Origin of the sequence: Janthinobacterium sp. KBS0711 (assembly GCF_000988085.1) — a bacterium.
GTDB classification, from domain to species: domain Bacteria; phylum Pseudomonadota; class Gammaproteobacteria; order Burkholderiales; family Burkholderiaceae_D; genus Janthinobacterium; species Janthinobacterium lividum_E.
Genome location: NZ_LBCO01000017.1, coordinates 1 through 13,688 on the forward strand (window position 1 = coordinate 1; position 13,688 = coordinate 13,688).

General features: G+C 61.6%; 12 protein-coding genes. 11 read left to right on the forward strand and 1 reads right to left on the reverse strand.

Annotated features, from left to right (window positions below; genetic code table 11):
• The 11 genes from VM94_RS09670 to VM94_RS09720 form a co-directional block, all read left to right on the forward strand.
• On the forward strand, nt 1-469 hold a 469-nt coding region (locus VM94_RS09670; protein WP_046683316.1), incomplete at its 5' end, for a thiamine pyrophosphate-dependent enzyme.
• A gap of 296 nt (nt 470-765) precedes the next feature.
• Complete coding sequence (locus VM94_RS09675) at nt 766-1,182, forward strand: nuclear transport factor 2 family protein (RefSeq protein ID WP_046683317.1); 417 nt, start codon at nt 766-768, stop codon at nt 1,180-1,182.
• Between the two features lie 25 nt (nt 1,183-1,207).
• Nucleotides 1,208-2,647 (forward strand): NAD(P)/FAD-dependent oxidoreductase, encoded by a 1,440-nt coding sequence (locus VM94_RS09680; protein WP_046683325.1) that lies wholly within the window; start codon nt 1,208-1,210, stop codon nt 2,645-2,647.
• Between the two features lie 119 nt (nt 2,648-2,766).
• Nucleotides 2,767-3,816 carry a taurine ABC transporter substrate-binding protein gene (gene tauA, locus VM94_RS09685; protein WP_046683318.1) on the forward strand — a complete coding sequence of 350 codons (1,050 nt, stop codon included), beginning with the start codon at nt 2,767-2,769 and terminating at the stop codon, nt 3,814-3,816.
• Between the two features lie 84 nt (nt 3,817-3,900).
• Nucleotides 3,901-4,716, forward strand: coding sequence for a taurine ABC transporter ATP-binding protein (locus tag VM94_RS09690; RefSeq protein WP_035828937.1), 816 nt, complete (start codon nt 3,901-3,903; stop codon nt 4,714-4,716).
• A 79-nt stretch (nt 4,717-4,795) separates the two neighbouring features.
• On the forward strand, nt 4,796-5,590 hold the full coding sequence (locus VM94_RS09695) for an ABC transporter permease subunit (protein ID WP_046683326.1): 795 nt from the start codon (nt 4,796-4,798) through the stop codon (nt 5,588-5,590).
• Nucleotides 5,591-5,890: 300 nt separating this feature from the next.
• The gene (locus tag VM94_RS09700; RefSeq protein ID WP_046683319.1) at nt 5,891-7,318 is read left to right on the forward strand and encodes an amino acid permease; all 1,428 of its coding nucleotides are present in this window, start codon (nt 5,891-5,893) and stop codon (nt 7,316-7,318) included.
• Nucleotides 7,311-8,537, forward strand: coding sequence for a SorA family sulfite dehydrogenase catalytic subunit (sorA, locus tag VM94_RS09705; RefSeq protein ID WP_046683320.1), 1,227 nt, complete (start codon nt 7,311-7,313; stop codon nt 8,535-8,537). The genes VM94_RS09700 and sorA overlap by 8 nt, the downstream gene beginning before the upstream one ends.
• 10 nt (nt 8,538-8,547) lie before the next feature.
• Complete coding sequence (sorB, locus tag VM94_RS09710) at nt 8,548-9,162, forward strand: SorB family sulfite dehydrogenase c-type cytochrome subunit (protein ID WP_046683321.1); 615 nt, start codon at nt 8,548-8,550, stop codon at nt 9,160-9,162.
• Between the two features lie 299 nt (nt 9,163-9,461).
• Nucleotides 9,462-10,943 (forward strand): glycoside hydrolase family 19 protein, encoded by a 1,482-nt coding sequence (locus tag VM94_RS09715; protein ID WP_235432889.1) that lies wholly within the window; start codon nt 9,462-9,464, stop codon nt 10,941-10,943.
• 112 nt (nt 10,944-11,055) lie between these two features.
• Nucleotides 11,056-13,431 carry a chitinase C-terminal domain-containing protein gene (locus VM94_RS09720; RefSeq protein WP_082127654.1) on the forward strand — a complete coding sequence of 792 codons (2,376 nt, stop codon included), beginning with the start codon at nt 11,056-11,058 and terminating at the stop codon, nt 13,429-13,431.
• Nucleotides 13,432-13,507: 76 nt separating this feature from the next.
• On the opposite strand, the gene VM94_RS09725 is transcribed toward VM94_RS09720, so the two are convergent.
• Nucleotides 13,508-13,688: carbohydrate porin (locus VM94_RS09725; protein WP_046683324.1), on the reverse strand; the 181-nt coding region annotated here is incomplete at its 5' end.

Consider the following 13,688-nt stretch of genomic DNA (forward strand, 5'->3'; position numbering starts at 1 on the left):
CTTTGGCAACTGCGGCTATGCCTTCCCGACCATCATCGGCGCGAAAGTGGCCGCACCGCACCGTCCGGCCGTGTCGTATGCGGGCGATGGCGCCTGGGGCATGAGCTTGATGGAAACGATGACCTGCGTGCGCCACAACATACCCGTGACGGCCGTGGTCTTCCACAACCGCCAGTGGGGCGCGGAAAAGAAAAACCAGGTCGATTTCTACAACCGCCGTTTTGTCGCTGGCGAGCTCGACAACCAAAGCTTTGCCGAGATTGCGCGGGCCATGGGCGCCGAAGGCATCACGGTCGACAAGCTGGAGGATGTGGGCCCGGCCTTGAAAAAGGCGATCGACATGCAGATGAATGAAGGCAAGACCACCATCATTGAAATCATGTGCACGCGCGAGCTGGGCGACCCGTTTCGCCGCGATGCGCTGAGCAAGCCTGTGCGGCATCTGGACAAGTATAAAGATTACGTTTGATGCGCTGGTGTTGTTGGATTACGCCCTCTGGGCTAATCCAACCTACCCAACCTACCCAACCTACGCGTGGTGCTGGCGTAGGTCGGATTAGCCGGGCCTCGGCCCGGCGTAATCCGACACAGCGTTGTGACGAAATTCTCACACATTGTCACTTCTGCATCGCTATTTCAATAAAGAATACAAACCGTCCCGGTATTTGAATTATTTGATTTGACAAGCCCAGGCATTCAGCTTAAATTCAATAAAATACTAAAAAACGGAACGAAAAGTACCAAATTCGACTCACGGAGACAAAAATGAACACACGAGTACCTACCGACGCCGTCACCACTGACTTCCTGCAAGCGTTCGGCGATGCCTGGAACCGCCACGATATCGATGCCCTGATGGCTGCCATGGCCGACGACTGCGAATTCCACGCCGTGGCCGGCCCTGATCTGCTGGGCAAGAGCTTTATTGGCCGCGACGCCGTGCGCGCCGGCTTCGAGCTGGCCTGGCAAACCTTCCCTGACGCCGCCTGGCTCAATCCCGTGCACTTCGTCAGCGGCGAGCGCGGCGTGACGGAATCGACGTTTGCCGGCACCAAGGCGGACGGCACGCGCATCGAAGCGCGCATGGTCGATATCTTCACCTTCCGCGACGGCAAGATCGCAGTAAAAAATGCCTTCCGCAAGGATCGCCCACCCGTCGCGACCGGCAACAAAGCCGCCTGAGCCAGCACGTTCACCGGGAATGATCATGAACAAACCTGTCGACACCCCATCTGACGTACTGGGCACCAGCACCGCCGCCCGCACGTCCTACGATCCCGCCTACGATCCGCTGGTGGCCCAGCGCCCCGGCCACGGCAATGCCTACGCGCCCACCTACTGGATCGGCACGGCCGGCGAGCCGCCTGCCGACGACGGCCCCATCACGCATGACATCGACGTCGACGTGGCCATCATCGGCTCGGGTTTTACCGGCCTCTCCTGCGCCATCTTCCTGGCCCAGGAGCACGGCATCAAGGCGACGGTGCTGGAAGCGAACCGGGTCAGCTGGGGCTGCAGCACGCGCAATGGCGGCCAGGCGCAATGCACGACGGGCCGCCTGAAGCGCTCGCAGTGGATTGATCGCTACGGCATGGACACGGCCCTGAAACTGCACGCGGAAGTGTGCGACGCGATGGAAACGTTCAAGAAGATCACGGCCGACATCGATTGCGAGCCGCAGCCGGGCGGCCACCTGTACATCGCCCATAAGGCGAAAGCCATGCCCGCGCTGGAAAAAGAAGCCAAGATCATGCGCGAGATCTTCAAGTACGACGCGCGCATCCTCGACGCCGACACCGTCAAGCGCGAATTCGTCGACGACAAGGAAGCGGCCGGCGCGCTGCACGAGCCGGAAGGCATCGGCATCCATGCGGGCAAGCTGGCGTTCGGCTATCTGCGCAAGGCCCGTGCGCTGGGCGCCAAGGTGCATCCATCGAGCCCCGTGATGGGCTGGGAAACGCGCAACGGCGTGCATTATCTGCAAACGCCGGGCGGCGTGGTGCGTGCCCGTTCCGTGGCCGTGGCCACGGGCGGCTACACCTCGCCGCATCTGCATCCGCAAGTGAAGAACCGCCTGTTGCCGATCTTGTCCAACTCGCTCGTCACGCGCCCGTTGACGCCGGCGGAAATCGAGGCGTGCAACTTCCGCACCCACCAGGTGATCACGGATACGCGCATCTTGCGCCACTACTACCGCCTGATGCCGGACAACCGCGTGCAGATCGGCAGCCGCAGCGCCATCACGGGCGCCGACGCGCCGGACGAGAAGTACAAACAGTTTTTGATCAACGATCTGCACCGCAAGTTCCCTGCGCTGACGGGCATCGCCATCGATTACTCGTGGTGGGGCTGGGTCGACGTCAGCCACGACATGATGCCGCGCATCGTGCAACCGGATCCGAAGCAATCGATCTTCTATTCGCTCGGCTACGGCGGCAACGGCGTCATGTACTCGGCGCAGGCGGGCCGGCGCATGGCCGAGCGCATCGCCGGCAAGGCCAGCGACACGGGCTTGCCGATCTTCAATTCGAAACTGCCGTACCCGAACATGATGGAACTGGTCGAGTCGCAAGCGTTCGCCCCGTTCCGCCGCCTGGGCCAGCGCTTCTTGTACCGCTGGTATCACCTGAAAGATGAAGTGTTTTAAATAGCAGTAGCCGTACCAAGCCGCCGTATGGTTGACAAAGAGCAACCAGCGGCGCCTGTTCCGCAAGGAGCAGATATTGCCCGAACGTTCACACATAACAATAAATCTTGGAGTGAGACATGAACACAAATACGAGCAAAACGGTTTTTTCAACGATGCGCCGCGCCGTCCTCGGCACCCTGGTGCTGGGTGTAGTGGCGGCCTCCAGCGGTACCGCCTTCGCGCAAAGCAAGGAAGTGACGATTGCCTACCAGGAAATCAACGGTCCCTTCCTTGTCGCGATCGCCAGCGGCGAAGTGGAAAAAACCACCGGCTATAAAATCAACTGGCGCAAGTTCGATTCGGGCGCCAAGGTAGCCACCGGCATGGCGTCCGGCGACGTGCAGATCGGTGTCATCGGTTCGAGTCCCTTGACGGCGGCCGTCAGCCGCGGCGTCGATCTGCAGCTGTTCTGGATCATCGACGACATCAATGAAGCCGAAGCCATGGTGGCCCGCAATGGCGCCGGCATCGCCAAGCCGACGGACTTGCGCGGCAAGAAGATCGCCGTGCCTTTCGTTTCCACCACGCACTTCCATACCATGTTCGCGCTGGAAACGTGGGGCATCAAGCCCACGGAAGTGAAATTGCTCAACATGCAGCCGAACCAGATCGCCGCCGCCTGGGAACGGGGCGACATCGATGCCGCCTTCGTGTGGGACCCGGCCTTGAGCAAACTCAAGCAAAACGGCAAGGTGCTCGTCACTTCCGGCGAATTGAGCAAGAAGGGCAAGGCCACGTTCGACGGCATGGCCGTCGAGCGCGCCTGGGGCGAAGCGAATGCCGACTTCATGGCCAAGTTCGTCAAGGTGATGGCTGCCGCCGACGCCGACTACCGCGCCAATCCGAAGGCGTGGACCATCGATTCCCCGCAAGTGAAGGCCAACGTCAAGCATTCGGGCGCGGCCGCCAAGGACGTGGCCGCTTCCGTGGCTCTGTACGCCTACCCATCGCTGCAGGAGCAGGCTTCGCCGGCCTGGCTCGGTGGCGGCGCCAAGGGCGGCGTGGCGCAAGCTCTGCTGGCCACGGCGCAATTCCTCAAGGGCGAAGGCAAGATCGATACCCTGGCAACAGATTACGCCAAGTATGTGACACCCAGGTATGCACAGGCCGCCGGCCTGCTGAAGTAAACGTTGTGCGATGGCGCGCCTGCGGGCGCGCTGACTGAACAGAGAGCGTTGAACTGAAGTGATTACACCTATGCGGGGCACATGATGGAAAATCTCTACGTCAAGGATGTCAGCGTGATTTATCCGGGCAAGACGGCCGGTGAACGCGTACATGCCTTAAATAATATCAATCTTACCATCAATAGCGGCGACTTCGTCGTCGCGCTGGGCGCCTCGGGCTGCGGCAAGACTACCTTGCTGAGCCTGATGGCGGGCTTTATCGCCCCGTCCAAGGGCGAGATCATGTTGGGCAGCAACAAAGTGGAAGGGCCGGGCGCCGACCGTGGCGTCGTGTTCCAGAAACATGCCTTGCTGCCGTGGCTGAACGTGATGGAAAACGTGGAATTCGGCTTGAAGCTGCAAGGCGTGGCTAAGGCCGTGCGGCGCGAACAGGCGGCCAAGAACCTGGCGCTGGTCGGCTTGAAGGACTTTCACGACAATATGATTTATCAGTTGTCGGGCGGCATGCAGCAAAGGGTCGGCATCGCCCGCGCCCTGACCAGCAATCCCGCCATGCTGCTGATGGATGAACCGATGGCGGCGCTCGACGCGCTCACGCGCGAAACCATCCAGGAATTGCTGCTCGATATCTGGGCCAAGTCCAGCACCATGTTCTTCTTCATCACCCACAGCGTCGACGAGGCGCTGTTCCTGGCGAACCGGTTGATCGTCATGTCACCCCGCCCGGGCCGCATCACGCACACGTATGAACTCGATTTCAACAAGCGCTTCCTCGAATGCCGCGATGCGCGCGCCGTGAAATCGAGCCCGGACTTCATCAAGATGCGCGAAACGGTGCTCAACATCATTTATGGCGACGAGCGCGCAGTCAATAAAGAGCTGGAGGTGTCTCATGCATAGCCCATCCGCCGTGGGATTTCCTCCCACCGCCGCCAAGCGCGCCGGCTTCTTTGGCCGCCTGTTCGCCCCCCGCTGCGCCATGCCCGGCGAAGCGTTCGGCGCGCCGGGGCAGGGCAATTCCAGCCGCATCGCCACCGTCACCGTCGTCGCCGTGCTCTTGCTGTGGTTCGGCGTGACGGCCAGCGGCATGGTCAAACCGCTGTTCCTGCCGTCGCCGCAAGCCGTGTATGAAAAATTCATCATGGCCGCCACCACCGGTTTCGGCGGCGCCACCTTGTGGGAACACACCGTCGCCAGTCTGGTGCGGGTGTTCGGCGCGTTTGGCCTGGCGTGCCTGTTCGCCATTCCCGTCGGCGTGATGATGGGCGTCAACCGCGTGGCACGGGGCATCTTCGATCCCTTGATCGAGTTCTACCGCCCGCTGCCGCCGCTCGCTTACTTGCCACTGGTTATCATCTGGTTCGGCATTGGCGAGTTTTCGAAGGTCTACCTGATCTTCCTGGCCATCTTTGCACCGATGGCCATCGCGGCCCGCGCCGGCGTCAGCTCCGTGTCGCTGGAGCAAATCCACGCGGCGTACTCGATGGGCGCCACCCGTTTCCAGGTGATCGTGCACGTGATTCTGCGTGCCGCGATTCCGGAAATCCTCACCGGCATGCGCATCGGCATCGGCGTGGGCTGGACCACCCTGGTGGCGGGCGAAATGGTGGCGGCCACACGCGGCCTCGGCTACATGGTGCTCAGCGCTTCCGAGTTCCTGGCCAGCGATGTGGTGATCATGGGCATTATCGTGATCGGCTTCTTTGCTTTCCTGTTTGATTTGATGATGCGTTACCTCGAACGTACCCTCGTGCCATGGAAGGGCAAGGTGTAAGACGTTCTTGGGAGTGGCGCGCACGCCACAAGTGTTGCCGCCGCTCCCATTTTTTAAGCAGCAATAGTTCAGCAATAACCCGCAATACCCCGTACTTACTCTCCAGCGCGATTGCCCCTTGGGCGCCGCGCCGGGCCGCTGCATTTCCAGATTGACTTATGGCATGCAGCCAACCAGACTGATTTGATGATGTATCGATGCTGCTTGACGGTGTTGCCTAAATAAAACAAAGCCGCGCGGCTGAAACCAGCCGCAGCAGGCGAGGGCGCACCGAGCTTCAGATATTACTAGGAGACACAAATGATTAGCGAATCGCATAACAGTACCGGCTTGCAGCACTCGCTGAAGCAACGCCACATGAGCATGATCGCCATCGGCGGCGTGATCGGCGCCGGCCTCTTTGTCGGCAGCGGCGTCATCGCCAAGGCCGCCGGCCCGGCCGCCATCCTGTCCTTCCTGCTCACGGGCGGCCTCGTCGTCCTGATCATGCGCATGCTGGGCGAGCTGGCTTCGTCCCTGCCCGTGGTCGGCTCCTTCTATGAATACGCGCGCCTGGCCTTCGACGACAAGCCGAAGGTCTCGAAATTCCTCGGTTTCATGAGCGGCTGGATGTACTGGTATTTCTGGGTCGTCGTCGTGGCCTTGGAAGCCATCGCCGGCGCCAAGCTCGTCAACTTCTGGCTGCCCGACGTGCCGTCGTGGTCGATCAGCCTGGTGCTGCTCGTCTCGATGACCATCCTTAACCTGTTCTCCGTGAAAGCGTTCGGCGAATTCGAATTCTGGTTCGCCTCGATCAAGGTGGTCGCCATCATCGTCTTCCTGTTCGTCGGCGCCCTGTTCATCACGGGCAGCTTGCCCAACAGCATTCCGACTCTGGGCTTTTTGACGAGCAACGGCGGCTTCATGCCGCACGGATGGGGACCGGTGCTCAGTGGCGCCGTCGCCGCCACGGCCTTTTATTCGGGCGCCGAAATCGTTACCATCGCCGCCGCCGAAACGTCGGACCCGGCCAAAGCCATCGCCCGCGCCACCAATTCCGTCATCACGCGCGTGCTGATGTTCTATGTCGGCTCCATGTTTGTTGTCGTCTGCATCGTGCCCTGGGATTCGCCGGCCATCGCCACGCCATTCGTCAGTGCTCTGACCGTCATGAATATCCCGTACGCGGCCCACATCATGAACGCCATCATTTTGACGGCCGTGCTGTCAGCCCTGAATTCCAGCCTGTACGCTTCGTCGCGCATGATCTTTGCATTGACGCGCCGCGGCGACGCGCCCACGGGCCTGGTCAAGCTGAGCAAGAATGGCGTGCCGATTCGCGCCATCCTGTTCAGCACCCTGTTCGCCTACTTCGCCATTGCCGTATCGTATGTGTCGGCCGACCTCGTGTTTCCCTTCATCGTCAATTCCTACGGCATCCTGATCCTGTTCGTTTACCTGCTCATTGCGATATCTCAATTGCGTTTGCGCCGCCGCCTGGAACGCGAATGCCCGGAACGCATCAAGGTGCGCATGTGGCTGTTCCCCTACCTGACGTATTTCACCATCATCGCCATGCTGGTGATCCTCGGCGCCATGAGCGTGTCGTCCGATACGGAGCAGCGCGTGTCGTTCTGGTTCGGCCTGTTGAGCGTGGTCATCATGAGCGTCATGTACTACATCAAGAAGCTCGTCAACGACGACCGCAACGGTGACAACGAAGCCAAAGTGGAGCTCAAACATGTCTGACACGACCTTGTTGCCCGCAGGCCGGCGCCGCTTCCTGCGCACGACGGCAGCCCTGGGCGCCGCCGCCGTGGCGGGGCCGACCTTGGCCGCCTCCGCTTCCGTCACCTTGCCATTTGAAAACGGCGAGCGCGAACTGGTGGCTTTCCCGCAAAAGCGCCCGCTGATCCTGCTGACCAGCCGACCGCCCCAGCTGGAAACGCCGTTCAGCGTCTTCAGCGAAGGCGCGATCACGCCCAACGATGCGTTTTTCGTGCGCTACCACTGGAGCGGCTTGCCCACCAGCATAGACGGCGGCAGCTACCGGCTGCGCATCGCCGGTCTGGTGAAGACGCCTTTGGAATTGTCGCTGGCCGAACTGAAGCAGCTGGCCGATCCGGTCGACGTGGTGGCTGTCACGCAATGTTCGGGCAACAGCCGCGGCTTCTTTGCCCCGCGCGCGAATGGCGGGCAGCTGGGCAATGGCGCCATGGGCAATGCCCGCTGGACGGGCATTCCCCTGAAAACCGTGCTGGAAAAGGCCGGTATCGCGGCCAGTGCCGTGCAGGTCGCCTTCAATGGCCTGGAAACGCCGCCCGTGGGCGATGGTCCCGACTTTCAAAAAGCGTTGTCCGTCGAGCACATCATGGCCGGCGACGTGATGCTGGCCTGGGCCATGAATGGCGAGGACATTCCTTTCCTCAACGGCTATCCGCTGCGCCTGATCGTGCCGGGCTTCTATGGCACTTACTGGGTCAAGCACCTGAGCGACATCACGGTGCTCGACAAGCCGTTCGACGGCTTCTGGATGAGCACGGGCTACCGCATTCCCGACAATGGCTCCGGCTTCATCGAGCCGGGCGCGCCCGTGGGCAAGACGACGCCGATCAGCCGCCTCAACGTGCGCTCCTTCATCACCAGCGTGCAGGATGGGGCGCAAGTGAAGGCGGGGCGCGACCTGGCCCTGCGCGGCGTCGCTTTTGATGGCGGCCAAGGCATCAGCGAGGTAGCCGTGTCGGTGGACGGCGGCCAGACGTGGCAGGAAGCGAAGCTGGGCAAGGACCTGGGACGCTTTTCGTTCCGCGAATGGACGATGGTCATGAAGGCGCCGCGCAAGGGCAAGCACGTGCTGATGGTGCGCGCCGTCAACCGCATCGGCCAGAGCCAGCCCATGAAAGCCCTGTGGAATCCCATGGGTTATATGCGCAACGTGGTGGAAACCACGCGCATCCAGGCAGTGTGAGGAGAACCATATGAAGATCTTGTTTGCCGCGCTGGCACTGTCGGCGGCGGGTGGCGCGTGCGCGCTGGAAATCCATTTGCCGCCGGAAACGGCGACCTACAAACCCAGCGCATTGCCCGGCTACCAGCTGGTGCAGCGCAACTGCATGACGTGCCACGCGGCCCAGTATGCATCGAGCCAGCCGCCCGCTTCGCCGCGCGCCTACTGGGAAGCGACCGTCAAGAAGATGAAAAAGCCGTTCGGCGCCCAGTTTGACGACGCGGACGTGCCGGCCATGGTCGATTACCTGGTGAAAACCTATGGCGTGGAGCGGGGCGCCGCTGCACCGGGCGCGGTCATCGCCAAACCCGTTGCCGCCGCTGCCCCGGCCGCCAGCGGCAAGGATGTCAAGACCTTGCTGGCGGTGAACGGCTGCATGGCTTGCCATTCGCTTGACCAGAAAGTGGTCGGCCCCGGCTTTGCGGAGGTGGCGGCCAGGTACAAGGGCAAGGACGGAGTCGCTGCCGTGGCGGCGAATATCCGCAATGGCGGCGCCGGCAAATGGGGCCCCGTGCCTATGCCGCCATTCAGCCAGCTCAGTGCAGCCGATGCTGCGGCCCTGGCGAAGTACGTGCTGAACAGATAAGGTTGTCCCGGACGCGCGGCAACCCTTAATACCACTTGCTTCCACCCATCTTGCGCGGTATTGCCCGCTGCCATTGCGCAGCGGGCTTTTTTTTACCTGTCCCATTCACCGCCGCATCGCTTGCCAACGCAGCGGTCAACAGCACTGGTACTGTAAAAAACACCGTTATATAAAACCACTTGACTACCAATTTAGGGCGTCGCATTCTCTGTGCAGAAAGCCGATGCTTCGCTGTGCTTTCTTTACGTACAACATAAAAAGCTACTTCGATAGTTTTCGTATAACGTTCAGGAGACATTGTGAAGACACGGCAAATTAGCCGGCTGGCCTCGCCATTGATGGCTGGCCTGCTGGGCAGCGCGCTGCTCGCATGCGGCGGCAATTCCACCACCGAACCCCCATCGACCCTGCTGGCCGCCACGGCCGCCAGCGACAGTTGCGCGGCCTGGAGCGCCGCTGCCGTCTACACGGCGGGCCAGTGCGCCGTCTATGACGGCAAGGTGTATCGGGCCAAATGGTGGGTGCAGGGCACGGCGCCGAACAACGACCAGTGGGGACCGTGGAGCCTCGATACGAGCACTCCAACCCCGACGCCAACCCCGACGCCCACCCCGACGCCCACTCCGACGCCGACGCCGACTCCTACTCCAACACCAACACCCACGCCAACGCCGACACCAACGCCAGGCGTGCCCACCAAGGCCCAGGCCGAGGCCAACGAGGCGGCGCTGACGAACAACGATTTCTTCCGCAAGGTCAAGGCGTCGATCCGTACCCTGGGCAATACGGCCGTCGAGGCCGTGCAGCCGGGACTGGCCAGCAACCCGCTCAACGTCAAGCGGGTCGAGCGCCTGCTGCCGGCGGCGAAATGGGATTACTATTTTGCCGCGCGCGACGCCAGCTACACCTACCAGCGCTTCCTGCAAGCCGTGGCCAAGTTCCCCGCCGTGTGCGACGACTACAGCGACGGGCGCAATGCGGACGCCATCTGCCGCCACAGCCTGGCCACCATGTTCGCCCACTTCGTGCAGGAAACGGGCGACCATAACGCCAGCAGCCCGCTGCCGCAATGGCGCCAGGGCTTGAAGTATCTGCGCGAGCTGGGCTGCGACGAGACGGGTGCCGGCTGCGGCTACAACGTCGAATGCGCCGATCCTGTCTTCAACAAGGTCTGGACCTGCGGCAAGAATGCGGACGGCAGCTTCAAGAAATATTTCGGCCGCGGCGCCAAGCAGCTGTCGTACAACTACAACTACGGTCCCTTCTCGCAAGCCATGCATGACGGCGACCAGTCCGTGCTGCTGAAGAACCCGGACCTGGTGGCCTCGACCTGGCTGAACCTGGCGTCGGCCACGTTCTTCTTTGTCTATCCGCAACCGCCGAAACCGTCGATGCTGCATGTGCTCGACGGCACGTGGGTGCCGAACGCGGCCGATACGACGGCTGGTGCCGGCAATAACTTCGCCACCACCATCATGATCATCAACGCCGAATGCGGACAGGGCACGGAAAAGCAGGCCGCGCAAAACCGCATCGATTACTACAAGCAGTTTGCCGCCGACATGGGCTGGGATTATTCCGGCGAACAATTGTCTTGCGCCAACATGCAGCGCTTCACCCCGGCCAGTTCCGCTTCCTACAACATTTATTGGGAAAAGAACTGGAGCGCCGGTGGCGAGAACCAATGCCAGCTGGTCAGCTATCAAACCCCGTACAGCGCCTTGCTGGCCGGGAACTACGTGAAATGCGTGGAAGCCAACTGGAATGTGAAGTTGCAGTAGCAGTAAAGGCAGGACCAGCCAGCCAGGGATAACAGTTGACAAGAGCCCCTCGAGGGGCCTGCAACAGCTCACAACGTACAAGCTGTAAAACCATAACGGAGACCAATACAACATGAAATCGAATGCATTATTGATGGCCCTGCTCAGCGGCGTGCTCGTCGCTTGCGGAGGCGGCGGCCAGGACGGCACGACCGCCACCCCGAACACCTTGCTCGCCGCCGTGGAAGCGTGCGCCGTCTGGGATGCCGCCACCGTCTACACGGGCGGCCAGTGCGTGCTTTACCAAGGCGTCACCTACAAGGCAAAATGGTGGACGCAGGGCAATGTCCCCAGCGCCGCCGACCAGTGGGGGCCATGGGCTGTGACGGATACGCCGACTCCAACTCCGACGCCAACACCAACACCAACACCAACACCAACACCAACACCGACGCCGACGCCAACACCAACGCCAACGCCGACCCCGACCCCGACCCCGACCCCGACGCCAACACCGACCCCGACCCCGACGCCCACGGCTTGCCGTCCAGACGGTCTCATCTCGGCCGTACCGAACGTGCCGTACTGCAAGGTGTACGACGCAAATGGCCGCGAAGTGCTGGGCAATGGCTTGAACCGGCGCATCGTCGGCTATTTCGCCAGCTGGCGCACGGGCGTCGATGGCAGCCCCACGTATCTGGTGAATAACCTGCCATGGGACAAGATCACCCACCTGAACTATGCGTTCGCTTCCGTCGACCCGGCCACGTCGAAAATCGCCATCGGCAGCGGCGCGGCCAATCCCGATACGGGCCTCACGTGGCCGAACGTGCCGGCCGCGGCCATGGACCCGTCCCTGCCGTACAAGGGCCACTTCAACTTGCTGGCGCAATACAAGAAGAAGTATCCGGGCGTGAAACTGATGATTTCCGTGGGCGGCTGGGCCGGCAGCGGCGGCTTCTACACGGCCACGACGAATGCGGATGGCAGCATCAACACGGCCGGCATCAACACCCTGGCCGATTCCATGGTGGCCTTCGTGCGCCAGTACAACTTCTTCGATGGCGTCGATGTCGATTACGAACACCCGACCACCAACAATGAAGCGGGAAATCCGAACGACTTCGCCGTCTCGAAACCGCGCCTGGCCGGTTTGATGACGAGCTACAACGTGCTGCTGAAAGTGCTGCGCCAGAAGCTCGACGAAGCGGCCGTGCAGGACAACAAGTATTACTTGCTGACCATCGCCGGCTCCGCTTCGGGCTGGGTCTTGCGCGGCGAGGAAAATATGTCGGGATTGAAATATCTCGATTACGCCAGCCTGATGACCTACGACTTGCACGGCGCGTGGAACCAGTACGTGGGACCAAACGCGGCGCTGTTTGACGACGGCAACGATGGCGAATTGCGTGCCGGTAATGCCTACCAGTACCAGAACATCGGCTACCTGAATACGGACTGGGCCTACCGCTATTACCGGGGCGCCATGCAGGCGGGGCGCATCAATATCGGCGTGCCGTTCTACACGCGGGGCTGGAAGGATGTGACGGGCGGCACGAATGGCCTGTGGGGCACGACGGCGCTGACCAATTCGACGGTCACTTGCGCGGGCGTAAAAACCTGCGGCATGGGCGCCACCGGCATCGACAACGTCTGGTACGACCTCGACTCGCAAGGTAAACCGACGCCAGGCGGCGGCAACCCCATCTGGCATGCGCTGAACTTGCAAAACGGTATCGTGCCGAGCTACCTGGACGCCTATAAAGTCACGGACAAGGCGCTGGTGGGCACCTATGTGCCGTACTACAGCAGCACCATGGTGGCGCCGTGGCTGTGGAATGCGACCAAGAAAGTGTTCATTTCCACGGAAACCACGCAGTCGATCGCGGCCAAGGCCCAGTACATCGTCAACAACAATATCGGCGGCGTGATGATCTGGGAAATGGCGGGCGACTATGCCTGGGATGCCACGCGCAATGGCGGCAAGGGCGAGTACTTCATGGGCACCACCCTGACGGACGTGCTGTACCAGGCCTTCCGCACGGCCGGCGTGTACGGCAACAAGCGCGCCGAAATCGCCATGCCGGGCACGGCGGCCAATGTCAGCATCACCCTGGGCGGCTGGAAGCTGGGCGACAACAACTTCCCCATCAATCCCGTCATGACGGTGAAGAACAACACGGCCTCGACCCTGCCGGGCGGCACCGTGGTGGAGTTCGACTATCCCGTGTCGGCGCCATCGGACATGAGCGACCAGTCCGGATTCGGCTTGACGGTGATCAATGCCGGCTACACGGGGCCGAACAATATCGGCGGCTTCACGAAGAACTACAACCGGGCCCGCTTCGCGATCCCCGCCTGGCAATCGCTGGCGCCAGGCGGTTCCGTGGCGCTGACCTTGAACTACCGCCTGCCGATCTCAGGACCGGCCAACTACACGGTGACCGTGGGCGGCACCAAGTATGCGCTGACGCAGGAGTATCCGGAATTGCCGGTGGCCTTGCCGTAAGTTGAATCCGGTAATGTAAACAGAGAAGGGCGGAACCGAGGTTCCGCCCTTTTTTAATGGCTGCCGTTAAGCTGGCTTAAAACCACGTCTCTACCTGGAAACCATACGACGTGCCGCTGGTATTGTTGTTGTAGATCGGGCCGCCGTTGTTCGACGCGTTGACCGAGGCGGTGGCCGCATCGTTCCATTTGCCGTAGGTAACAAAAGCGCGCAGTTCAGGACGCGACCACAGGCCAGGACCGGCGGAGATCGTCGGT

Excerpts from the sequence above, each read along its gene's own strand:
- VM94_RS09675 (WP_046683317.1), top strand. The coding sequence starts at position 766 with ATGAACACACGAGTACCTACCGACGCCGTCACCACTGACTTCCTGCAA.
- sorA (WP_046683320.1), top strand. The coding sequence starts at position 7,311 with ATGTCTGACACGACCTTGTTGCCCGCAGGCCGGCGCCGCTTCCTGCGC.
- VM94_RS09680 (WP_046683325.1), top strand. The coding sequence starts at position 1,208 with ATGAACAAACCTGTCGACACCCCATCTGACGTACTGGGCACCAGCACC.
- sorB (WP_046683321.1), top strand. The coding sequence starts at position 8,548 with ATGAAGATCTTGTTTGCCGCGCTGGCACTGTCGGCGGCGGGTGGCGCG.
- VM94_RS09720 (WP_082127654.1), top strand. The coding sequence starts at position 11,056 with ATGAAATCGAATGCATTATTGATGGCCCTGCTCAGCGGCGTGCTCGTC.
- tauA (WP_046683318.1), top strand. The coding sequence starts at position 2,767 with ATGAACACAAATACGAGCAAAACGGTTTTTTCAACGATGCGCCGCGCC.
- VM94_RS09700 (WP_046683319.1), top strand. The coding sequence starts at position 5,891 with ATGATTAGCGAATCGCATAACAGTACCGGCTTGCAGCACTCGCTGAAG.
- VM94_RS09690 (WP_035828937.1), top strand. The coding sequence starts at position 3,901 with ATGGAAAATCTCTACGTCAAGGATGTCAGCGTGATTTATCCGGGCAAG.
- VM94_RS09695 (WP_046683326.1), top strand. The coding sequence starts at position 4,796 with ATGCCCGGCGAAGCGTTCGGCGCGCCGGGGCAGGGCAATTCCAGCCGC.